The organism is Blautia sp. MCC283 (assembly GCF_018785565.1).
In the GTDB taxonomy this organism is placed as follows: Bacteria; Bacillota; Clostridia; order Lachnospirales; family Lachnospiraceae; genus Blautia_A.
In genome coordinates, this window is sequence record NZ_WQQB01000045.1 from 170,268 (window position 1) to 194,492 (window position 24,225).

20 protein-coding genes are annotated in these 24,225 nt (G+C 45.1%); 1 reads left to right on the plus strand and 19 read right to left on the minus strand.

Going from position 1 to position 24,225, the window contains the following annotated elements; genetic code table 11:
- Nucleotides 1-10: 10 nt before the first annotated feature.
- From hisC to GPK81_RS13490, 14 genes are all read right to left on the minus strand, one after another.
- Nucleotides 11-1,069 carry a histidinol-phosphate transaminase gene (gene hisC, locus GPK81_RS13425; RefSeq protein WP_215707200.1) on the minus strand — a complete coding sequence of 353 codons (1,059 nt, stop codon included), beginning with the start codon at nucleotides 1,067-1,069 and terminating at the stop codon, nucleotides 11-13.
- A gap of 195 nt (nucleotides 1,070-1,264) precedes the next feature.
- Nucleotides 1,265-2,440, minus strand: coding sequence for an NAD(P)-dependent malic enzyme (locus GPK81_RS13430; RefSeq protein WP_015526165.1), 1,176 nt, complete (start codon nucleotides 2,438-2,440; stop codon nucleotides 1,265-1,267).
- A 56-nt stretch (nucleotides 2,441-2,496) separates the two neighbouring features.
- Nucleotides 2,497-3,672, minus strand: a complete 1,176-nt coding sequence (locus tag GPK81_RS13435) for an Ldh family oxidoreductase (RefSeq protein ID WP_330627641.1) — start codon at nucleotides 3,670-3,672, stop codon at nucleotides 2,497-2,499.
- Nucleotides 3,673-3,800: 128 nt separating this feature from the next.
- Nucleotides 3,801-4,535: a FadR/GntR family transcriptional regulator gene (locus GPK81_RS13440; RefSeq protein WP_118070577.1), complete on the minus strand. Its 735-nt coding sequence runs from the start codon at nucleotides 4,533-4,535 to the stop codon at nucleotides 3,801-3,803.
- A gap of 177 nt (nucleotides 4,536-4,712) precedes the next feature.
- A complete protein-coding gene (locus GPK81_RS13445) occupies nucleotides 4,713-6,299 on the minus strand; it encodes an ATP-binding protein (RefSeq protein WP_215707201.1) in 1,587 nt (528 codons plus the stop codon).
- Entirely contained in the window at nucleotides 6,296-7,666 is a 1,371-nt protein-coding gene (locus GPK81_RS13450) for a vWA domain-containing protein (protein ID WP_215707202.1), read from the minus strand. Before GPK81_RS13450 ends, GPK81_RS13445 begins: the two co-directional genes overlap by 4 nt.
- A complete protein-coding gene (locus tag GPK81_RS13455) occupies nucleotides 7,663-8,673 on the minus strand; it encodes a leucine-rich repeat protein (RefSeq protein WP_215707203.1) in 1,011 nt (336 codons plus the stop codon). The genes GPK81_RS13450 and GPK81_RS13455 overlap by 4 nt, the downstream gene beginning before the upstream one ends.
- A gap of 188 nt (nucleotides 8,674-8,861) precedes the next feature.
- Nucleotides 8,862-10,271: a serine hydrolase domain-containing protein gene (locus GPK81_RS13460; RefSeq protein WP_110102971.1), complete on the minus strand. Its 1,410-nt coding sequence runs from the start codon at nucleotides 10,269-10,271 to the stop codon at nucleotides 8,862-8,864.
- Nucleotides 10,264-11,643 carry an APC family permease gene (locus GPK81_RS13465; RefSeq protein WP_110102972.1) on the minus strand — a complete coding sequence of 460 codons (1,380 nt, stop codon included), beginning with the start codon at nucleotides 11,641-11,643 and terminating at the stop codon, nucleotides 10,264-10,266. Before GPK81_RS13465 ends, GPK81_RS13460 begins: the two co-directional genes overlap by 8 nt.
- Nucleotides 11,644-11,819: 176 nt before the next feature.
- Nucleotides 11,820-12,464, minus strand: a complete 645-nt coding sequence (locus GPK81_RS13470; RefSeq protein ID WP_173739759.1) for a GntR family transcriptional regulator — start codon at nucleotides 12,462-12,464, stop codon at nucleotides 11,820-11,822.
- A 142-nt stretch (nucleotides 12,465-12,606) separates the two neighbouring features.
- Nucleotides 12,607-12,999: a VOC family protein gene (locus tag GPK81_RS13475; protein ID WP_215707204.1), complete on the minus strand. Its 393-nt coding sequence runs from the start codon at nucleotides 12,997-12,999 to the stop codon at nucleotides 12,607-12,609.
- 93 nt (nucleotides 13,000-13,092) lie between these two features.
- Complete coding sequence (locus tag GPK81_RS13480) at nucleotides 13,093-14,049, minus strand: carbohydrate kinase family protein (protein WP_442860748.1); 957 nt, start codon at nucleotides 14,047-14,049, stop codon at nucleotides 13,093-13,095.
- 278 nt (nucleotides 14,050-14,327) lie between these two features.
- Complete coding sequence (locus GPK81_RS13485; protein WP_215707206.1) at nucleotides 14,328-15,686, minus strand: GntP family permease; 1,359 nt, start codon at nucleotides 15,684-15,686, stop codon at nucleotides 14,328-14,330.
- 72 nt (nucleotides 15,687-15,758) lie between these two features.
- Nucleotides 15,759-17,381 (minus strand): mannitol dehydrogenase family protein, encoded by a 1,623-nt coding sequence (locus GPK81_RS13490; protein ID WP_215707207.1) that lies wholly within the window; start codon nucleotides 17,379-17,381, stop codon nucleotides 15,759-15,761.
- Nucleotides 17,382-17,628: 247 nt separating this feature from the next.
- Between GPK81_RS13490 and GPK81_RS13495 the strand changes: the two genes are divergently transcribed.
- Entirely contained in the window at nucleotides 17,629-18,762 is a 1,134-nt protein-coding gene (locus GPK81_RS13495) for an ROK family protein (RefSeq protein WP_215707208.1), read from the plus strand.
- 112 nt (nucleotides 18,763-18,874) lie between these two features.
- Here the strand turns inward: GPK81_RS13495 and udk are convergent, their stop codons facing one another.
- From udk to GPK81_RS13520, 5 genes are all read right to left on the minus strand, one after another.
- Nucleotides 18,875-19,495: a uridine kinase gene (udk, locus tag GPK81_RS13500; protein WP_021976352.1), complete on the minus strand. Its 621-nt coding sequence runs from the start codon at nucleotides 19,493-19,495 to the stop codon at nucleotides 18,875-18,877.
- A gap of 175 nt (nucleotides 19,496-19,670) precedes the next feature.
- Nucleotides 19,671-20,549, minus strand: a complete 879-nt coding sequence (locus GPK81_RS13505) for a methylenetetrahydrofolate reductase (protein ID WP_015526188.1) — start codon at nucleotides 20,547-20,549, stop codon at nucleotides 19,671-19,673.
- A gap of 124 nt (nucleotides 20,550-20,673) precedes the next feature.
- Nucleotides 20,674-21,294, minus strand: coding sequence for a methylenetetrahydrofolate reductase C-terminal domain-containing protein (locus GPK81_RS13510; protein WP_021976351.1), 621 nt, complete (start codon nucleotides 21,292-21,294; stop codon nucleotides 20,674-20,676).
- A gap of 1 nt (nucleotide 21,295) precedes the next feature.
- The gene (rsxC, locus tag GPK81_RS13515) at nucleotides 21,296-23,260 is read right to left on the minus strand and encodes an electron transport complex subunit RsxC (RefSeq protein WP_118168771.1); all 1,965 of its coding nucleotides are present in this window, start codon (nucleotides 23,258-23,260) and stop codon (nucleotides 21,296-21,298) included.
- Between the two features lie 419 nt (nucleotides 23,261-23,679).
- On the minus strand, nucleotides 23,680-24,204 hold the full coding sequence (locus tag GPK81_RS13520) for a hypothetical protein (RefSeq protein ID WP_118752731.1): 525 nt from the start codon (nucleotides 24,202-24,204) through the stop codon (nucleotides 23,680-23,682).
- Nucleotides 24,205-24,225: the final 21 nt, after the last annotated feature.

A 24,225-nucleotide genomic window follows, 5' to 3' on the forward strand; every position in this document is an offset into this window, starting at 1 on the left:
TCCTTAATATTTATTTCTGCAGATATTCCTTCAGGAATTCCACCAGTTTTTTCATCTCCTTATCGGTACCGATGGTGATGCGGAGATGATCGTCGATTCTGTCCTTCGGGAAATATCTCACATAGATATGTTTCTCCCTGAGTGCTCCGAAGAGCTTTTTTGCCGGACAGCTCTCATGTGTGGCAAAGATGAAGTTCGCCTTGGAATCCTGGAAAGAAAATCCCAGTTTCTTAAGCTCTGTCTTTGTCCACTCTCTTGTTGTAATGATCTTATTACAACACTCTTCAAAATATGCCTGATCTTTCATAGATGCCACACCGGCCGCAATGGTGGTACGGTCCATGGTGTAGGAGTTGAAGGAATATTTCACATCATTGAGATATTTGATCAGTTCCGGATTTCCGAAGGCATAACCGATACGCATGCCCGCCAGAGATCTGGATTTGGAAAAGGTCTGCACAACAAGAAGATTGTCATATTTCTCGATCAGCGGCAGTGCGGAAGTGGCTCCGAAATCCACATAAGCCTCATCTACGATCACAATGCTCTCCGGATTTTTTGCTACGATCTCCTCGATCTCGGAAAGAGGCATTTCCACACCGGTAGGTGCATTGGGGTTCGGGAATACGATTCCGCCGTTTTCGCGGAAATAATCTTCTTTCCGGATATGGAACTCTTCATCCAGTGCCGGACGCTCATAAGGGATCCGGAAAAGATCGGCCCATACATCATAGAAAGAATAGGTGATATCCGGGAACAGGATGGGTTTCTCTGAATTAAAAAATGTCAGGAAACACATTGCCAGTACATCATCAGATCCAACGCCTGTAAATACCTGCTCGTCCTTCAGCCCGTAAAACGCAGCAATGCTGTGTACCAGGTCTCCGGCTGTCGGGTCCGGATAAAGTCTCAGAGTGTCGGTATCAAGGGCTTTCAGTGCCTTCTCCACACCCGGGGCCGGTGAATATGGATTCTCGTTTGTATTCAGTTTGATCATACCGCTCTCGTTTGGCTGCTCGCCAGGAGTATACGGCACTACTTTTCGTATATTAGCTTCCCATGGTTTCATGCTGTGCTTGACCTCCTATCATATTCTTTTGCTATTGTACTCACTGGAAGGACATTTGTCAAAGGGTAATACCACCTGTCAGATGCAAAAAGACACCCGTACCGGGTTACAGGGTACGGGTGTCTGATTTATTTTCTTAACTTATGAAGGGCTGTTCTGGTCTGTATCGGACGGATATCCGTGCTGTATCTGTAATCAGATACGTGCTACGCCTGTTGCTTTTGCTGCCTCTGCTACTGCTTTGGCTACAGCCGGTCCGACTCTCTTGTCGAATGCCTTCGGAATGATATACTCCGGAGAAAGCTCCTCGTCTGTGATCAGATCTGCAAGAGCCTTGGAAGCTGCGATCTTCATCTCATCGTTGATATCGCTTGCTCTTACGTCAAATGCACCACGGAAGATTCCAGGGAATGCAAGAACGTTGTTGATCTGGTTCGGGAAGTCACTTCTTCCTGTGGAGATAACCTTAGCTCCGCCTGCTTTTGCGTCATCCGGGAAGATCTCCGGTGTCGGGTTTGCGCATGCGAAGATGATGGCATCTTTGTTCATGGTCTTAACCATCTCTGTTGTAACTGCTCCAGGAGCGGAAACACCGATAAATACATCCGCGCCAACCAGCATCTCTGCAAGAGATCCCTGTTTCTTCTGAAGGTTTGTGAGCTTGCTCATCTCTTCTTTAACCGGGTTCATTCCTTCTGTACGTCCCTCATAGATGGCACCCTTTCTATCGCAGAGTGTAACATCCTTGAAGCCTGCTTTCAGAAGAAGTCTGCAGATAGAGATAGCAGCTGCACCTGCACCGTTCATAACGATACGAACATCCTCTTTCTTCTTTCCGACAACCTTCAGAGCGTTTGTCAGACCTGCAAGTGTGATAACTGCAGTTCCGTGCTGATCATCGTGGAAGATCGGAATATCACATTTCTCTTTCAGTTTTTTCTCGATCTCAAAGCATCTCGGAGCGGAGATATCCTCAAGGTTAACACCACCGAAGGATCCGGAGATCATGTAAATAGTATTTACGATCTCGTCTACATCATGGCTCTTAATGCAAAGCGGGAATGCGTCTACATCGCCGAATGCCTTGAACAGTACACATTTACCTTCCATTACAGGCATACCTGCTTCCGGTCCGATGTCACCAAGACCAAGAACTGCGGAACCGTCTGTTACAACAAGACACATATTCCATCTTCTTGTAAGCTCGTAGGATTTATTGATATCTTTCTGGATCTCAAGGCAAGGCTGAGCTACACCTGGTGTATATGCAAGAGAAAGGTCGTCTTTATTCTCAACCGGCACTCTTGTAACAACCTCGATCTTACCTTTCCAATCTCCGTGCAGTCTTAATGACTCTTTTGCATAATCCATTTTCTTTTCCTCCTTGGATAATTATGATATATTTCATTTCAAAAGGATTACCTGAATTAATAATTACCATTGAAGAATTTACTGTCCTTCGGAAGCTCATAGCCTTCAAAATAAGCGCCAAAATCAAGCTTCAGATAACTGCAGAGATCAGCAAGCTCTACCATGGTATTGTCGTTGACCGGAATGCCATTCTCTTTTCTGTCTTTTTCAGCAGCTACCTCTTTCTCGCCGTGTGTATAGATCCTGTCCTGACCATCTGCCTTCGGACTCTCCCGAAGTGCCTCAAGATATTCTGAAAAATGCTTGCGGATCGCATCCGGATCTCCGAATGCCGCCGGGTTGATCGCCATAAATCCATGGCAGATACCGGTCTTATCCGGGAAGGTACAGCATTTGTCGGAGGTAACTCCCATGGAAAGAATAGAGCTGAACAGCTCACAGAGCATTCCATAGCCATATCCCTTATGGCTTCCGCTGACTTCCTCGTTTCCACCAAGAGGCATGATTCCGCCGCCCTTCTTGGCTACGATGTTTGCAAGTACATCCGGTGCATTATTGCTGGCATGACCGTTTTTGTCAAGTGCCCAGCCATCTGGAAGAGGCTTGCCCATCTTATTATACATTTCCAGTTTACCTCTGGTTACAACTGTTGTGGAACAGTCAAAGAAAAACGGATACGGGTCTGCAGGCATAGCGACTGCGATCGGGTTGGAGCCCAGCATAGCCTTTCTTCCAAAAGTCGGTACCATGATCGCCTCGGAGTTGGTACATGCCATTCCAAGAAGGCCTTCATGGCAGGCCATGTTCGCATAATATCCTGCAATACCGAAATGGTTGGAATTTCGTACACTTACGATTCCCACACCAGTTGTCTTCGCCTTCTCAATTGCCTTTTCCATGGCAAAATGGCTGATCAGCTGGCCCATTCCGTTATGTCCGTCTATCACGGCAGAAATCGGTGTTTCAAAAACAACTTCCGGTTTCGCCTGGGGATGAATAGTCCCCTTCTCGATTCCTTTATGGTAACGAACCATTCTCTGCATTCCGTGGCTCTCGATTCCATATAAATCAGCAGTCAGAAGAACATCTTTAATAATGTTTCCCTCTTCCTCAGAAAAGCCAAACGCTTTGAAAACGTCTCCGCAGAAACGGTTCAGTGTGTCATAACTCCATTTTACATATCCCATAATCGTAAGTCCTTTCTCCTGGTATTTCCGGCAGGTTACTGCCATAATACCAAACTTTTTTGGTATTACCAATACAGTCCCTATTATAGCACTTGGTCTTACCAAAATCAATAGTGGTCTTACCAGATCAACGGGATTTTTACTGAAATTTTATTTAATTTTTGTCAGGTGGATCAGCGATGAAATACAAGGCTGTTCTCACCTTGCTGCTGTGCGATCTCAATTATATATTTCTCAATGGTTTCCATATGTTCGCGCATCAGCTTCTCCGCCTGGTTCCGGTCTCCGGAAATAATGGCTTCCACCAGTCTTCTGTGCTGGTCATCCACCTCAAGAGCGGAATTATGTTTCTGCATAATATAGGCTCGAGTACCGGAAATGATCTCCTCTGTCAGCTGTGCTGCCGCATCCAGAACATTATAGATCATAGGATTTCCTGCGATCCTGCCGATCTTCGTATGAAGCTTCTTATCAAGACCTGCACGAGCTTTCTCATCCTCTGCGCTCTCCAGCTGTGCCAGAATGGAACGCAGATCTAATGCGTCCTTCTCCGTACAATTCCCGGCTGCAAGAAGAGCAGCCTCCTGCTCCAGCGCAGAACGAAGCTCCTGCACCTGCTGTACATGGCTGTTATTCAGCTGAAAAAGAAGGGCCAGTGGTGCAGAAAGCCACTGATCCATATTCTCGGTGATATAGTTGGCTCCGCCGCGGACCGTTGTGACAATTCCCATCAGCTCCAGTGCCCGCAGGACTTCACGGACAGCAGGTCTGGAAACTCCCAGTGATTCTGCCATAACACGTTCCGCAGGTAAAGTGTCCCCCGGCTTCAGTTCTCCCCGCCGGATATTTTCTATGATCTGCGCTAATATTCCGTCAAATGCTCGTTCTTCTGTAATCTTTGTAAACATGTCGTCCGTTTCGGCCGCCTTCCTTTTTTATTGTGTTGTCTTTAAAAGTCCCGGAATGTATTAATATCTGTGCAATTTGACTATCTACGCACCTTCTTTTGGGACTTTTATGGTAAATATTATACTGTAATTTACCAATTTAATCAATAGTAAATAAGCAATTGGTCAGACAAACTATCACTTTATCCCATTATTGAGAATATTTTCCACTTCCTCCATCTGACCCAGAAGCATTTTCTGGCGGTCGTCAAAAAGAAGACCTTTATTATGCCTGTAATACTGGTCAGAACCGTTCTCCCGAATGAACCAGAGACTATAATAGTTGGCATTCAGTTCTGTGATAAATGCCACCATTTCCTGACTGTCCCCAAAGGCAGCTTCCATAAAGTCGAAAACGTTCTGAAGAGTAAAGGATATTTCGTCGGTTCGGTTTTCGTAGGCTTCGGTTTCGGATTCAAAGAGGGCTTTCACAAACTCATAGTTCCTGTTTGACGATAGAACTTCCGATTCTGCTGCAGCACTTCTGCCTCCTGCCGGCTCTGAACCTGATCCGGTTTTATCTGATCCGGTTGATTCCGAAGCTGATTCCAATCCGGACGCATTTTCAAAGAATGACACAACACGTTTCTGTATACGCTCCTGCTGTTTTGTAAGAAGCTCACTCTTTTTGTCCTTTTCAAGATCCGCCTCTGCTTTTTCCATGAGATTTTTTGCTGTGAGGCTGTCCTGAGCTTCTCTGAAGTACACCATATAATCATACAGTTTCGTGAGATAGGCATCGGTAAGATAGCATTCTGTAAAAAGCTCGCTGAGCTTTCCATTGAGAAGGCTTACAATGCTCAGATGCTCATCCAGAGAGGCCGTGCGGATTTTACCCAGAGTAATGGAATCCCACTTTCCTTTCAGGATGTCCTCCACTTTATAATCCGTTCTGTACTTATAATAAAGAGCCAGATAGCTGGCGAAATCCTTCGCGATCATCCTGTGCTGGATGTACTGGCTGACCACCTCACGGTCTACGGTTTTTCCAAGGATCTCATAAACCTGGATCAGACGGGAAAGATCCTCCCACCCTCTGGCTGTGGCAAATATTTTTCCGTCTACGGTATTCTCCACCCTGTAGAAATTTTTTCTGCGAAGCTCCAGATAGGAGATCACCGCCGGATGAATTCCCTGCTGGTAGGCGTATTCCTTCCATACATCAAAGTCTGCCTCCACATCAATCTTCTTGATACGATCCAGAGTGACCACATCGAATTCCCGGACGGATTTGTTATATTCCGGCGGGTTGCCTGCTGTGACGATTACCCAGCCTTCCGGCACCTTCTGGTTTCCGAAGGTTTTTCCCTGAAGGAACTGCAGCATCATCGGTGCCAGTGTCTCGGATACACAGTTGATCTCATCAATAAACAGGATTCCCTCTCTCAGGCCTGTTTTTTCCATTTTGTCGTAAACGGACGAAATGATCTCACTCATGGTATATTCCGTGACAGAAAATTCTTCCTCACCATAATTCTTTTTTACAATAAAAGGAAGTCCCACAGCACTCTGCCTGGTGTGGTGGGTAATGGTATAGGAAACAAGAGCAATCCCGCATTCCCTTGCTATCTGTTCCATAATCTGTGTCTTTCCGATTCCCGGAGGGCCCATAAGAAGGATCGGTCTCTGTCGGATCGCCGGGATCCGGTACTCACCGAATTCGTCCTTTGAAAGATATGCTTCTATGGAATCTCTGATCTCCTGCTTTGCTCGTTTTATATTCATGGTTTTTCTTCTCCTTGTAATTCTTCCTCCGTGATCACCAGCTTCATGGCCCAGGCCGGGATATCCACATCCTCAGGCTCCTGCTCCATAAATACAAATGCTGTCCGGTATGGCGGCATCTTTGCCGGAAAAATACCGTAACCGTCTGTAAAATACACCAGTCCCTTCAGATTTTCAAACTCACGTTTTTCCATCAGCTCTTCCACATAAGCAAAAGCCGGACGGAAATCTGTACCTCCATCACCATAAAGTTCCAGGCTGTCCATGTAATCCTGCAGTTCTTCTCTGCTGGTGATCTTCACATCCGAATGCACCTTCTCATCACACTGGATAATGTGTATATTTACCTTCTGGAAAAAATTCCCGCTGTCGCTTAAGATCCCATAGGTTTCCTCCAGAAATCTCTGTACCAGTTCTCCTGAACAGGACATGGAGGTATCGATCACAATGACAAATTCCGAAACTTTTTTCACTTCTCTGGTTTCCAGGGGTTCGATCAGCGGCATATTCCTGTAAAGGGAAAGCCCGTAGGTATAAAAATTATAATCAAAGCTGTCCGGATCTACAGTCAGTTCTTCCCGAAATACTGCAAACTTCCGCAGAAATTCCCGATAATCATATCGTTCCCGGTTCTCCACTTTCAGCTGATCCAGAAAATCTCCGTCCTGCGCTCCTGCCTCCCTGGAAAAGGTCTCCAGGTCTGTTTCGATCCCATCGCTGATATCTCCCCATTTTTTACTCATCAGGGGATTGGGTTTCCGGTCAGACTGCTGGTTTGCCCAGTATTTATGGTCGTCCACGTAGAACTCTTTTTCAAGCTGTGCCAGTTCTTTTTCCTTCAGAAATTCTTCTTTCAGAATCTTGTAGATTCTCTCTGCATTCAGCGTCTTCTTTTCCTTTTCCAGAAGACGGTAGGTTTCCCTCCGGAGAAGACTTCTGGAATATCGGACTGAGCGGTGGTAGATCCCGTCGATCATATGCTCCACTGCAATATCGCAGCTTAAATTCCACAAACGCTTCTCTATTCCCGGCTTCCCAAAGTGCCGGAAAATGCAGTGAAATACCATATGGAGATATCCTCGATTCACAAGAATCCTGTTTTCTTTATAAAGCCCGCCAAGCTGTGCCGGATGGAAGTACATCACAGCCCCGTCTGTTCCAAACGGACTGACCGAACCATCCATCTGATAAATAAAGCTGCTCAGCGCCACATCCAGAAAACGCATGCCAAGATACAGCTCGTCTCTTGCCGCCCGGAGGATGCTGCTGCCGATGTCCTGGAGACGCTGGGCCGCCTCCTGGGGATTGGATCCCTGACCGGGCAGGAAGTTATTTTTATTGTTTTCAGTTGTTTCTATATCACTCATAACTGAAACTTCTTTCTCCTTTTAACAGGGCACCTCTCATTTTCTGTCTCCCCGGCATCCTTCTGCTCTTCCTTCAGCATCCGGCTGCGTTCATTCATCAGAAATGCGGAAATCTCCATATCCTTCTTCCTGGCCGCCACATCAATACTATGTTCCAGGCCCTCTCTGTTCCAGAGTTTTTCCCGAGAAAGCAGCTCCAGACCATTTAAGCTTCCGCTTTCCACCAGAAATCCCCCGATATCCTTAAGATTTCCCCGGATATAATCCTCATACTGCTTCTTCGCCTTTTCGCTCAGCTGCCACGGATAACGAAGCCGCCCGAAGCTCATATCCACCAGGACCTCCAGCTTATCCATCACCACTGCCATATCAAACAGGCTGTCATACTCCGCGAAATCCAGTTCTTTATTATAGAAGCATTGCCGGTAATTAGTCCCTGAGCCATGATACTCCGTAAACAAAATTCTCGCAGGCGTGTTCTCCACCGCCTCATCGTAATGCTCCGGAAAAACCATATGCGCACGTTTTCCACCTGCCTCACCATTTTCATACAGAAAATCCACATCGATCTTCTGCCACAGCTCCCCAAGGATTTCCTTTGCACAGGATTTGATCCCCTTTTTCTGATGGATTACAAGCTCCTTCAGCCCGCTGCAGCCCGTAAACGCCCCGGTTCCCACCTGCATCAGCGTATCCGAAAATTCCAGCCGTTCCAGTTTTTTGCATCCATAAAAAATATATCTTCCGATTTCCTTCAGCGTATCCGGGAAAACGATCTCCTGCACTTCCTCTCCGGCAAGAAGTCTCTCTTCTCCGAACGAAATTACATCTTCGCTCTCCCAGGTTTCTGCATCTTCTTCTCCATCCTTATGTGCAGAAAACGCATACGGCGCCGCACTGACTACCGGAAGACCATTGATCTCTTCCGGCAGCACGATCCGGTCATCGGTACCATAACACCGAACGATCTCTATTGCATTATTTTTAATTCTGTAATGTATTTTCATCGTACACTTTCTTCCCTATGTCACAATAATAAAAATTTCTGTTTCCTATTGTAGACTTATTCCAAACAAAAAACAACCCGTCGGACCACTGATGGCAAGTCAGTATCCTGCGGGTTGTTCGTTTCTTTTATCATAAGGTTGGAGGAATTGCTATATTTTTATCGGTCTATACTTTGAGTTTTTTCTCTTCAGGATTTAAAGTTTCCTGTAAACTTCCATACCATATCCGGCTGTTCCGGAAGATAGGTAACGTTAGGTCTCCAGGTCGCGATCACGGTATCTTTAGAATTGACCCAGAAGGAATACTCTTCCCTGTAGGAAGTGTTGAGCAGTCCCACAGACAGATATAACGTTTCCTGATCCATTCCATAAGCAATGCTGTGATATCTCTTTGTAAAATCATCCGGATAAAGATCGTTCTGTTTCCAGCTCTTAAATCCTGCATAAGCAATCTTTTTCTCACCCTGGACTATCATTTCCAGACGCAGTTTACATCCTTCCGGAATGATCTTTGCACTTTCAATGTTTCTCGGATTTTCTGTAAAAATAATCTCCCGGTTAAATAATCCACTGAGTTCTTTTTCCGCAGTTTTCAGTCTGCCTTCCGGCTGTGGCAGAGAAAGGCTTTTTATTTTTGCTTCCAGATATTTCTCTCCTTCTTCCCGTTTTTCTTCCGGGCAAGGTATGGAAACTGCTTCCTTCATATATTTAAGGCAGATATCTGCCGCAAGATATTCTCTCGCACCTGCGGTAATGCCAATGGCAACCGGAAGTTCCCGGAAGCACACCAAATACTGTCCAAATGCTCCTTCTGCCGCAAAGATCTCTTTTCCTGCTTTGATGTGATATGCATAATGAGTCAGTGCTTTTTTCTCATCTCCGGGAATTACGACTCTTGACTGTCCCATCTCTTCGATCCACCACTGTGGCACCAGCTGCTCACCCTTCCAGTTTCCTTTCTGGAGAAGGAGCTGTGCCAGTGTGGAAATCTGATCTGCGGTCAGATACATGCCCCAGCCGCCGGTATTATGTCCCTCAGGACTTGTAAGCCAGTTGATCTTTCCAAAACCAAGTTTGTCAAAAACACGTTTCTGCATAATGGACAGACAGTTTTCACCCATAACTTTGGTCACGATCCTGGAAAGTGTATAGCTGCATCCGGAATCATAATGAAAAACTTTTCCGATATCTTCTTTCAGCTTAGGCTGTCCAAGCCAATTCTTCTCCCAGTCTTTTTCCAGTCTGGAAAACCATACATTATTACAGCATTCCGGGGAACCGGCCTGCATGGTAAGAAGATCATATACGGTAATATTTTCCAGGGCTTCATCATATTCATCCGGAAGATCTTCTCTCACATAATCCAGAAATTTATCCTCCAGATGAAGTTTTCCCTCATCCACCGCAAATCCAACACAGATACTTGTTCCGATCTTTGATAAAGAATGCATCATCTGCGGCTCTTCCATTGAGAAAGGTGCCCAGGCTCCTTCAACAACCTTTTCTCCTTTATACCGTACAGAAATACTGTGTAATTCTACGGTGTTCTCAAGTTCCTCAAGCATTTTTGCCAGCTTGAACGGATTTAATTCATTCATTTTTTTCCTCCTCTGCAGGCTGCCATATGGATGTCTCGATACGGATTCCACCTTTTCTGGTGAGATATACACCAATCAGGATCAATGCAACCATAACTATAACAGCAGATACTGCATATACAAGTTTAATACTGAAAATTCCTTTTATAAAAATAATCGTGTAAATGATGATACTGATGGTACAGAATACGTAAAGTCCTGCACTGGAAAGGTGAAATTTGTTCTTCTTCCAGGTATCCGGATATTTCTTCGGAAGACGTGAAATTGCATACACAACTGTAACATTCATAAAAAATGTGATCACCTGGAAAATATTTGTGATCGTCACGATACTCATATCAAAAATGATCGGAAGCAACACTACGATCAGTGTGTAGGTATAGATCAGGTACGGTGCTCCGAAACGGTTTTCCTTCAGAATTCCTTTCGGCAGCCATCCATCCTTGGCAGCCTGAGCGATCGGATATCGTACATCATTAAATACACCATTCAAAGTAGTGATGATTGCCATGATCGGTCCGCCGATCATAAAAAGTTTATACACAATACCAGGAAGGATCTCCTGTGCTGCCGGAAGGATTGTTTCCACACCTGCAACCTTATCGTGAGGAAGCACCCCACCTGTAACCATCGCAAGGCCCACATAAATAAAAAGCAGACATGGCACGCAGGACATTGCCGCAAACGGAACATCTTTCGTTGCTCTTTTCGCGTCTTTACCATACCACAGAACATTGTAGTAACCATTTGCGGAATTGATAAGAAGAAGTGCCGCCAGCATAAAGCCTTTAAAGCCGCCGGTAAACATCTTATCTCCTGAAAAATCAAAGATCGGCTGTCTGATCTGTGTAAGTCCGAAAACAACATACAGAACCATTGTGATCAGAAGAACCGTTGATAATATCTTGCTTACCTTTGCAAAAATATCCATTCCCAGAAGATTCAGAACAAACAGGATAACAACACCTGCGATTGCCAGTGCTTTCACTGTAATTCCCGGGAGGAGATTATTCAAATACAATCCCAGTGCCAACGCAAAAGAACTGTTGAGGATCGGCGTTACCAGTTTCGTATAAGCTACCAGACCTCCGGTGCTGACTCCGGAAAGGTTCGTTACGATGGAATACGGGCCTCCTGCCACGCGCATGGTCCCACCAAGAATAATATACGGAAAAACCATAAAGAATCCCATGACAATCGCTGTCAGATAAGCAAGCCATACAGAATAACCGGTATAAGCCATTGCCGGTCCGATCAGAGTTACCATTCCGGAGCCGATTACCATTCCTACTGCGATCGCAAAAAGATCACCACGCTCAAGTATACCCGGTTTCGGTTCCGGCTTGTTCACAATTATGTTCTTGTCGTTCATTTCATTGCGCCTTTCTTTACTTTTTTACTTTTTATTTTTTATTTTTTATATTGTATACATAAAGAATAGTGAAAAACGCCGTAACTGTCAATAACAATTAACAATTTCGGCGTTTTGTAAAAATTATCTGTTCTGTTTTTGTATACTTTTTACAGAAAAATGGTAATTTCTACAGCCTAATTATACCGTTGCACAAAGTTCTCACAACTGCTTTTTATATGTTTCTGCATACGCAGATAACATTCCATAGCATCACCTTTTCGAATACTTTCTACAATTTCCTCATGCTCTTTCAGAGATTTTCTTACGTACTCTTCTTCATTTACCAGTACGCCTCTGGACAGTCCGTTCCACAGTTCTGACAGCATATTTTTAAGTTTATCATTTCCTGCTGCTGTCCATAATTCCATGTGCAAAGTCTGATTGAGACTTGAATAACTTTCAAAATCACCTTTTTCTATCTCTTCTCTGGAAACCTTGAGGATCTGATCAATCCTCTGAAAATCGATCTTATTTTCACAACACAAAACACAGGCTTCACTTTCCAGTGCCGCCCGCACCTGAAAATGTTCGCGGATCGTTTTTTCATTCACTCCAAGAACTACTGCACGTTTATTTCGCTCCAGTTCCAGAAGTCCATCTCTTGCCAGAATCTGAAAGGCTTCTCTTGTAGGTGTAATGGACACTCCAAGTTCCTGCGCAGTACTTTCCAGTGTCAGAATTTCCCCCGCCGGAATTTTTTTTGAAAGAATTGCCTCTCTGAGATTCGCCGCAATCTTTTCTCTTATGGGTAAAGTCTTTATTGGTTTAAGTCCCAGCATGTATATACTCCTGTTCTTATAGATCTTTTTTATTTAGATGAATATTAACAGTATTCTATTCTAGCGTATTTTTACTGTATTGTAAATTCCCATTAAGACAGGTACCCACATTCTTGCAGGAGACTTAACTGACTTACACATTTTATAAATACTGGCTGAACTCCACCTTCTCCTTATTCGGTCCCTCAATAGTAAAGAACTTCACACCATTCTCCCAGAACGGCAGGAAATGGACTTCATCATTGGTAGTATTCATTCCTGCTGCTGTCACCATCTCGTGGACTTTCTCGATATCCTTCACATCAATGGCAACATGATCGATGGCACCGGATTCCATTTTTGCTGCTTTGTTCTCGTAAGTCTCGATCACAAGATTTCCCAGTTTCAGAAAAGCAACCTTCTCATTGGCAGCTTCGTTTACGGTCTGAAAAGCAATCTCAAATCCCAGTGCTTCATAAAATTTAATGGTTGTCTCAATGTCATTGGTCGGCACACCTACGTGCTGAACTCCGTTCATCTGATCTTTTAAATTCATTTCAAAACCCCATCCTTTCATAAATCTGACATACTCATAAACACAATCGCTTCGCAATTTAGATTCAACTCTGCTACAGTTTTATGAATACGATCACTCTGCAATTCTGCGTTCCACCTGTGCAAGCTCCGGCATTGCCGGGATCGCACCTTTTTTCTCCACGCAGAGACTGGCCACTGCATTGCCGAAACGGGCAAATTCCTTCAGATCCTCCTGGGTCAGCTCGTCCAGATGTTTCTCTGCTGTGCTGACTTTGTACAGGAAACCGCCCCAGAAAGAATCTCCGGCTCCGTTCGTGTCTGCGATCTGTTCCACTACAAATCCCGGTACTACACAGCCGCCATCTTTGCTGTAAAGATATGCTCCTTCGCCGCCAAGTGTAACTGCCACAACTTTCACGCCCTGGCTGTACAGTGCTTCTGCTGCTTCCCGAACATCCTTATGACCGGTCAGAAGTTCTGTCTCCTCATCCGAAATCTTCATCAGATCAACATAGGGAACCAGGCTTCTCATATGCTTCTTCGCAGTCTCTTCATCCGGCCACAGAGATGCACGGTAATTGGGATCATAAGAAATCACGCTGCCCTTGTTTTTCGCTCTTTTTACCGAATAAAACGTGGTATCTCTTGCAGGCTGATCCGTCAGGGACAGGGATCCAACATGAAAAATATGGGTATGATCCAGCACATCCACATCCACTTCTTCCTTCTGGATCTTCGTATCCGCTCCCGGTTTTCTTGCAAAAGAGAAAGTCCTCTCTCCAGTCTCGCTGACTTCCACAAAAGCCAGGGTGGTGAAATAATTTTCGTCCAGGAGCATACCCTTGGTATCCACGTTTTCTTTCTCAAGAACAGATTTCAGGAACTTTCCGTGCATATCTTTTCCTGCTTTACCGATAAATGCAGTATGAGCTCCCAGTCTGCTGGCTGCAACTGCAACATTGGCTGGTGCACCGCCCGGATTTCTGGCATACAGCATCTGTCCATCCTCATTGATATCCTGAGATGTAAAATCGATCAGGATCTCACCAAAGGTTGTGATATCATAGATGGATCTTTTCACAGCATCTCCTGTGTCCACAATAAGGTTCTGATCAAGCAGCTGAAAAAGGATCTTCTCGCATTCTTTCTCATTATCTGTATGTACATGAAGCTCTCCCTCGTCAAACTCAGGCATACTTAAGACACCAAGCATAGACTTCGCATTTACAACATAACGACCATAACATAATTCTACATCACATGGGATGGATTCTGCAATACTTACCAGCTTTCTTGCATTCTGCATTGTCCCTAAAATTACTTTTACTATCATTTTTGTCCACTCTCCTATGCAAACAGGCTGATCACAACAGCACAGACCAGGCCAGTTACTCCTACAATGGTTTCCATCATTGTCCAGGATTTCAGAGTTGTTTTTTCATCAATCTCCAGAAGAGAACCTACCAGCCAGAATCCGGAATCATTTACATGGCTGAATGCCGTTGCGCCTCCGTTGATGGCACAGACCATTGCTGCCAGATACACAGGGGAAAGTCCTGCAATTCCCGGCATGGCCGCCATGATTCCTGCTGCCATGGTCATGGCTACAACTGCCGCCCCAACTGATGCACGGATCAGAGCTGCGATCAAAAATGCCACCAGCACTAACGGGAGCCCGCTTTTTTCCAGGACAGGCCCGATGATATTTCCCATTCCGCAGTCCTGAAGGACCCATCGGATGATACCACCGCCTGTGATCACAAGCAGGATCAGACCAGTTGGTTTCAGGGAATGGTCCATGATCTTCTTTAACTGCTCTCCGTTATATCCCATCTTTTTTCCAAGGAAATACATGGAAAAAAGAACGGCTATAATCAGTGCCACAAATGGTGTTCCAAGGAACTGCAGAGCAGGACGTACCGGATCGATTCCCGGGATATACTCGGAAATCGTACTGCACAGGATCAGTACCAGCGGAACAAGAATGATACATAACACTGTGGAAAATTGGGGAAGATTGGCCTCTTCCTCTTCCCGAACTTCCTGTATATTAGAAGGAAGTCCTGTGTTGATCCTGCTGCCGATAAATTTTGACCATAAGATTCCCGCGAAAAGCAGTGACAGAATACCTACCGGCACACCTACTGCAATCATAATTCCAAGCTCCACATTCAGCATATTCGCAACAAGTACGGAACCTGCTGAAGGAGGGATAAATGCAAATCCGGTTGCCAGACCTGCCAGAAGAGGGATTACGTAATACAATGTGGATCTTTTTGTCTTTTTCGCAAGACCAAATGCCAGTGGAATCAGGATCACAACACCTGCTTCAAAGAATACGGTTGTTCCAACAACAAGTCCTGTAATTCCAAGAGCGATCCCCGCTTTCTTTTCGCCAAATCTACTGACCAGTGTCTGGGCAACACACTGTGCACCTCCGGACACCTCCAGAATACCGCCGAACAGTGATCCCAGACCAATCAGCAGTACGATTCCCTGTAATGTTTCCCCTGCACCTTTTTCGACTGTGTTTACCAGTGTCGGAACCGGCATTCCTGCGCCAAGCCCGATAAACAGTGCAGAGATCAGCAAAGATAAAACCGGGTGGATCTTAAATTTAATAATAAGTAACAACAGTAAAACAATTCCTGCCGCTGCCGCGATCAACAGTCTTGCCGGATCTGCCGCAAATACCGGTTCTGTCATTTTTCCATTTACCTCTTTTCTGCTTATTCTCTTATTTGATGCCCGCAGATCGCTCCGCAGGCATCCTGATTTTTATTTCTCATTTACATATTTATGAATAGTTGCCTTCACAGCTCCAGGTCCTGCGATCATCTCACGGAACATATCCTCGATCTTCTCTCCGACACCATCTTTATAAAGGTCTGTGAAGAACAGTCTCTCATTGGAAAGGATCGGCTTCAGCTGATCCTTGAAGGTTTCCGGTTTTCCGATCACGATATCGCCAAGCTGCTCTGTGATCTCCTCATTCATCGGGTCCGGGGCAAGCTCAAATTTGTTTCCTTCGTCATCTACAGCCAGCATGTATCTCAGCCAGCCTGCGATTCCCAGCGGGATTGCTGTCAGTCTGGAAGCATCTCCAAATTTCTTCACATATGCTTTTACAGTCTCACCGAAACGGATACCTACCATCTGGGACACATCTACAGCCAGACGAAGGTTGGTATCTCCAAGATACTCATTCGGGAAACGGTCATTAAAGAGTTCATCCACAAATGCCTGTGGGGAAAGGATTCCAGGATCTGCAACTACCGGAAGTCCCTCGTCGTAAGCAACCATACGGGCCATTTTCATCATATCTTCGTTCGTGTTCAGCATATGTGCAAACAGATCATAGCCAAGTACCACACCAAGAGGGCCGGTTGCGGAATGTACAGGATTCAGGCATACGGTTACTTTCATTCTCTCGGAAAGATTGACGGTATTTCTGTCCGCCATATATACGCCGAAGCCTTTTTCCAGAGCAGGGCGTCCGTTAGGGAAGCTGTCCTCGATAACAAGATACTGTGGCTTCTCAGCATTGACAAATGGTGCAATGTATGTTTTCTTTCCTGTGATCACCGGCTGCATATCTTCAACGCCAAGCTTCTCAAGGTCTGCTGCGATCTGCTCACTTGGACGAGGTGTGATCTTGTCGATCATGGTCCACGGGAATGCAACCACCTTCTCATCCGTTACATAATCTACAAATCCATCATCTACAAAACCTGCTTTATGCCATTCCTCTGTCATAGTCAGCACGGACTCACGAAGCTTGGCGCCGTTCTGTGAGCAGTTATCCATAGATACCAGAGCGATCGGATATTTCCCTGCTTTATATCTCTCATTCAGCATAGCCACAAGAACTGCCATTGCTCCCGTTGCCTTATCCGGTCCGTTTTTAATATCTGCTTCCACAAACGGGAACCATGTTCCGTCTGCTTTCTGGAGTGCATAGCCCTTCTCTGTGATCGTGAAAGAAACCAGCTGCAGAGATTTAGCCGCAAAAATTTCTTTCAGGCGGTTCCATTGTTCAGTATCAGAAGACTGTGCTTTCACTGCTTCTGCAAGTGCCCCGAGAACTTTGTACTCACGGGTTCCATCACCGTGAAGGATGACATTTAAGCCAAGGTTGTCATATGGCGCGTAAATTTTATCCACTACGTCATAATCAAAAGTCTCTACACATGTGATACCTCTGTCAAGAACTCCCTCTTCCAGAAGACCATCTGCAATACCGCCGATAAATACACGGAAGATATTTCCGATTCCGAAATGTACCCAGCCTGGCTCTTTTTTCGCTTTCTCAGTCACAGCCTCTACATCGTATCCCGGAAGATCGATGCCTGCTTTCTTCCATGCTTCACGTTCCTTGATTCCATTTCTTGTTAATTTCATAATCTTGAACCTCCCTGTTTTCTTATATTTCGTTATTATTTATGTCTTTCACTTATGCTTATGTCTTAACTGTAAGTAGAGTATAAAACTATTTTTTTAAAAAATCCATTGACAAAACACCTAATTTTCCTCTTATATTTTTGTTTACTTTTACTCAGGCGCTCCTGCATTGCATTTCCCGCAGATTTATACTAAAATACATTTAAGACTTAAACATATCTATAATTACTTTTATCAGGAGAATCTCATGAGTGAAAAAGGATTAACCACCATCAATTTAAAGAAAATAAACCGCTCCAAGGTTTACCAATATATATACCAAACACACCAGACTTCCAAAATGCAAATCGTCCAGGATCTTCAGATGGGGCTTTCCACCGTAAGCCAAAATCTGAACCTACTGGAAAAAGAAGGGCTTATTGACAGAAACGGATATTTTGATTCCACAGGCGGAAGGAAGGCACAGGCCATCCAGATCGCCTCGGATTTTCGGATTTCCATTGGCATCGGGATCCTGAAAAACATGTTCCATATCACAGCCATCGACTTATATGGAAATGCTTTTTATACAGAAACCATTGCTCTTCCCTATTCCAACACAGAAGAGTATTACAGACAGCTGACCGATAAAGTACGGGAATTCATCGCAGAGAATCACTATCCGGAAGAAAAGATCCTGGGTATTTCCATCGCCACACAGGGGATCACTTCTCCGGATAATTCCACTGTGATCTATGGAAACATCATGAACAATACCGGAATGAAGCTGGAGGATTTTTCCCGGCATCTTCCTTACCCCTGTCATCTGGAACACGATTCCAAATCCGCCGCTTTTCTGGAGCTGTGGAATCACCCGGAGCTCGACAGTGCTGTCGTGTTCCTTCTGAACCGGAATCTGGGCGGTGCCATTATCACCAATCATCAGATCCATCAGGGAAGCTCCATGCACAGCGGAACACTTGAGCATATATGCGTGAACCCGGACGGCCCTTTATGCTACTGCGGAAACCGTGGCTGTCTGGAGACCTACTGCTCTGCCAATGCTCTGGAACAGTCTGCGGGGATGCCTGTGAAGGAATTTTTCCTGCTGCTCCGCGAAAAAAAATCTCCCCGGCTTGCTGAGCACTGGGAAGATTACCTGAACCATCTGGCCTTTGCCATGAAAAACCTGAACCTGATCATCGATGCGCCGATCATCATCAGCGGATATCTGGCACCTTATTTTACGGAAGAAGACATCACTTATCTGCTGGAACACATCAACACAGGCGCACCCTTTACCCTGGATAAAGATCAGATTCTGGTCGGTACCCACGGACAGTATACACCTGCCATTGGTGCAGCTTTATATTATGTAGAAAAATTTATACAGAGCGTGTGAATACAGGCAGCTTCACCTGAACCGCTCAAAAAAGCATGTCATACACAGCCAGACGGATATAACTTGATCCGCTCTGTCCTAAGGTATGACATGCTTTTTTTTATTTTACTTATTATTTTTTCAGTTCTTTCAGCAGCTGCCCGATCTTTGACACAAACAGATCAAAGGCCACATTATTCTTACCGCTGTTGATCACAATATCTGCTTTCGCCCGTGTAGGCTCCACATACAGATAATGCATCGGTTTTACTGTGGTAAGATACTGATCGATGATTCCGTTTAAATCCCGTCCACGTTCCTCCACATCTCTGGAGATCCGTCTTAAGATCCTCTCATCTGCATCTGCTTCCACATAAACCTTGATATCCAGAAGATCTCGGATACGGGGATCTGCAAGAAGCAGGATTCCCTCTACCAGAATGACCGGTCTTGGTTCGATCTTCAGCACTTTGTCGGAGCGGTTGTGCTGACTGTAATCGTATACCGGACATTGGATGGTTTTGCCCTCCTTGAGTTCTTTGAGATGCTCGACCAGAAGATCGGTTTCCAGTGAATCCGGGTGATCGTAATTCACCTTCACACGTTCTTCAAAAGGAATTCCGTCCTGTCTGCGGTAGTAATTATCATGATAGATCACCACCACATCGTCTCCGAAATGCTTCTTCAGTCTGTTTGTAAATGTAGATTTGCCGGAGCCTGACCCTCCGGCGATCCCGATAATAATACTTTCCATCGTCTCTTTACCTCTTAAGCTAGAATTCTTCCGCTGTGGATCCCGCAGGCTTCCCGAAGAGTTTTTCCGTATAGAGAAGCTTTTTCTTACACAAAAGCTGCCCGGTCGGTGTGCATCTCCTGCATCCGGTTCCGGACAGCTTTTCTGGTTATTTTTTATAAAGCAATCGTTCTGATCAGATCTCAGCCTGCTCCAGAAGTGCCGGGATCTTGGACTCCCATCCAAGTGCCATGATATGTACACCCTGGCAGTATGGCTTACACTCTTTGATGATACGTGCAGCGATCTCAACACCTGTGATACCAGCTTTTGTCTTCTCTTTGTCAGCTTTCAGCTCCTCGATCATCTCATCCGGAACATGAATGCCGGCAACGTTGTTGTTCATGAACTTAGCCATTCCAGCAGACTTCGGAATGATGATACCAACCTGTACCGGTTTTCCGAACTGTTTTGCTTTTTCCATAAATTTGATGAATTTCTCCGGCTCAAATACAGCCTGTGTCTGGAAGTAGTCTGCACCTGCAGCAACCTTTCTTTCCATCTTTGCAAGCTGAGCGTCAACGGAATCGCTGCATGGAGATACAACGGCACCCTTGGAGAATTTCGGAGGCTCACCAACGAGCTGGTTTCCACCAAGGTCTACACCGGACTCAAGAAGCTGTACTGTATGAAGAAGAGATACAGAATCAAGGTCAAATACCGGTTTTGCCTGCGGATGGTCGCCCATCTTTGTGTGGTCACCTGTGAGGCAGAGGATATTCTCGATACCAAGCATAGCTGCACTTAAAAGATCAGACTCCAGTGCGATACGGTTTCTGTCACGGCATGCCAGCTGGAAGATCGGGTCCATGCCTGCATCTTTGAGGACTTTACACATTGCAAGAGATCCAAGACGCATTACAGAAGACTGGTTATCTGTTACATTGACTGCATGAACGCCTTTCAGATAAGTTTTGGCTTCCTCTACCAGTTCGTCTACATGGATCCCTTTTGGCGGTCCTACTTCTGCAGAAACTACAAATTCACCACGGTCGAATAATTCTTTCATTTTCATATTATATTTGCTCCAATCATTTAAAATTTGGGGTACGGCCCACCTGCTCTGCAATACACATTACGGAATATTTCCGGTAAACCGTATCATAATTTAATTTGGCTTCTTAATAAATCTTTGCTTATTATTTCACTTCATCATCTGTAGCGAAATTATGGATCTGTGTCGGGCATTTCAGTGCGTCAAGGCGTCCGATCTCTTTCAGACGTCTGTAGATGCGCTCCCATCCACACTCCATGTCACTGTCCACTTCGCATTTACCATTCTTGGAACCGCCGCACTGGCCGTTGACAAGACTCTTGGAGCATGCTGTGATCGGGCAGATCCCGCCAGTAAGGTTCAGATAACACTCACCACACTGGTCACATTTATATTCTAACGGTGTTACACCCTGGAAACCAGGTACCGGGTATGTATCGCAGGCTGCGCATACCATTTTGTCTTCCAGATATTCTGCGATGGTCTGTACACCAACGCCACAGGAGAATACCAGGACCAGATCCGCTTCCCTGATCTTATCCATATGTTTCTGAAGACGTAACTGCATATTTTCCGGATTACAGATATAATCCGTTGTCATGATCCCTGTCACATTTCCTTCAGCGGAAAGCTCCTTCTGAAGTTCAACAGCTTCTTTTTCCGGAAAACGAACTTCCTTGCATCCATGGCAGTTGATGATAAAAACTTTCTTTCCGGCTGCCAGTGATACGATAGTTTCTTTTGCTTTTAACTGGGTAATCAACATATCACTTCATCCCCCTTACTGCATTTTTTCCGGCTTTGATACTGTTAATGATCGGAATCTTGGAAGAACAGATATACTGACAGCATCTGCACTCAACACAGTCCATGACATTCATGTCTTTCATGCCCTGCCAGTTCTCTTCTTTCGCATATTTAACGAAATACAGAGGAGAAAGTTCCATCGGACATACATCCACGCAGCGTCCGCACTTGATACATGGCTGCTCTTTGGTCTCGTCTGTATCAATGGCGATGATACCGTTGGAGCCCTTCATCATAGGTACATCCAGAGTGTTCAGAGGGAATCCCATCATAGGTCCGCCCATCTTGACCAGAACATCGTCATCTGTAAATCCGCCGCAGTAATCGATCAGCTCTTTTACGCTGGTACCGATCTTGATGATAAAGTTGCCAGGATTCTTGATCTTCTCGCCTGTTATTGTTGTAACACGCTCGATCAGAGGCATACCCTTCTGGATTGCATCGGAGATTGCTTTTACGGTACTGATATTATCTACGATAACGCCAACATCTGCCGGGAGACCGCCACTTGGAACTTTTCTGCCCATAACGCGCTTGATGAGAGTCTTCTCAGCGCCCTGCGGGTATTTGGTTCTTGCGACAAATACTTCCATGTTTCCGATATTGGCAACTTTTTCCTGCATTAATTCGATGGCATCCTGCTTGTTATCCTCAATGACAATGATACCCTTCTCGGCACCTGTTGTCTTCAGGATCGCTTTCAGACCAAAAATAATGTCATCTGCAAACTCAAGGAGAACCTTGTGGTCTGCTGTTAAATATGGCTCACATTCGCATCCATTGAGTAGAATGGTATCAACTGGTTTGGCTGGTTTCAGTTTGACACAGGTCGGGAAGCCTGCACCACCCATACCAACGATTCCTGCTTCTTTTACAATCTCAATGATCTCATCCGGAGTCAGATTATCAAGGTCACCATGTGGCTGTACGGATTCGTGCAGAGTATTTTTTCCATCCGATTCAATGACAACAGCCATGACTTCACTGCCTCTTGTGCCATGCATACGTGGCTCAACGGCAACTACGGTTCCGCTTACGCTGGAGTGTACCGGTGCGCTGATAAATCCGGCAGCTTCGCCGATCTTCTGTCCGACTTTTACAGTGTCGCCTACCTCTACGATCGGGTTGGCAGGTGCACCAAGATGCTGGGACATGGAGATCACTACAGTCTTCGGATCCGGGAATTTCTTCAGTGCGATATGCTCGCTGAATTCCTTGTGCTCTGACGGATGAACGCCGCCATAGTATCCGTTCAGTCTGTCTTCTCTGATAGACTTCACGTAATCGTTGATCACCTTGAAGTTAACCTTGGAGTAATCACGTACCTGTACCGGCTGGTTCAGGAACTCTTCCAGACGGCCCTGTTTTGCCAGTCTCTGGTAGATCTTTTCCCATGCACAGTCTTTATTCGGGTCTACTTCACATTTACCGTTCTTTGCTCCGCCGCACTGTCCATTCACAAGACTCTTGGAACAGTCGACGATAGGACAGACGCCTCCGGTAATGTTCAGATAGCACTGTGCACATGCATCACAGCTCTTTTTGGTAAGTGCCATGCCGTGATGGCCTCTGTAGTTAAGGGTATTACTTGCTGCAATCACCGGCTTGCCTGCCAGATCCGCAACTGTCTGGATACCAAGACCACAGGAGATCACAACTACATTCTCTGTACCTTCCGGCAGCAGATCCTGTAATTTTCTTTCTGTGTGCATCTTGTTGCACAGAAAATCGAATTTCGCACTGCCTGTGACGGTTTTTCCCTGCTCCGCAGCAAATTTCAGGAATTCTTCGCAATCCGGTTCGTCAACGGTCTCAAATTCCTTGAAACACTTGTTACAGGCGATTACGAACAGATTGTCCCTGCCGTTCAGCACTGATGCAAGCTCATCACTGCTTTTCAGCTTGTACTTAGTATAGTTTTCCAATTGCTCACCTTCCTTATAAAGATTATATCCTTATGATTATCTGCTCTTATCCGTTCCCTCCTTCTCTGCACTCCCAGGAAAGAAACAATAAAACCAAATAAATAAGTTCTATGTTATTTGTTCAGCCCCTCCGGAAATCCCGACCACAAAAAGGCCGCAGTATTTCCTCTGACTGCTATAATAAATGTAACATAATTTGAACATATTATCCAGTTTTATTAGCCATTTTTATAAAATTATTCTATGATTTCATCCCAATCGTCTATGGGTGTACGGATATTTGTACAACTTCTGTTATGCCGTATGCGTTAGTTATATGCAACTTATATAATTTTGTTTATAAAATATCCTTTTTATGCATTGAGCATATTGCACAAGGATTTTATCTTTAACAGGGCAGATCCGAAAGGTGTCTTTTGTCATGGGGTAAGACGCTGTCCGCAATATTCACAGGTGCTCAGACGACCTTTTATTACCTGATTCTTTGCACCGCAGCTGGGGCAGGTAACTGTAATATAGATCTTCTCATTTACGCGTCTGTTCGGTGCAGTGATCATAATATAATTTCCTTCTCTGTCTATCTGGATATTCCGGATATATCCCCCGGCAATAAATTTTTCCAGCTTTTTCACTGCACCTTTTCCCAGTTCCTGCTCAAGCTTTTCAAATGAGACGGTATTCTGAGCATAGGATTCAAACCAGCAGGCGATTTCTCCGGCTTTTTTCTTCTTTAATGTTTTTTGTATCTCCCGGAAGGTCGGATACAGAAACAGCAATCCAAGTATGATCTCTGTTGCTGCCATTCCCCAGCGCCCTTCACGGATATACTTCTCCGATGCGCCAATAGCTCCCAGGGAAAAAAGTATAAAAAAGCCACAAAGAACCCATTTCAGTTTCCCCAGTATTCCTGTTTTTTTATTTTTTTCTGTCAAAAAATCACTCATGTCTGTTTCCTCTTTCTTCTA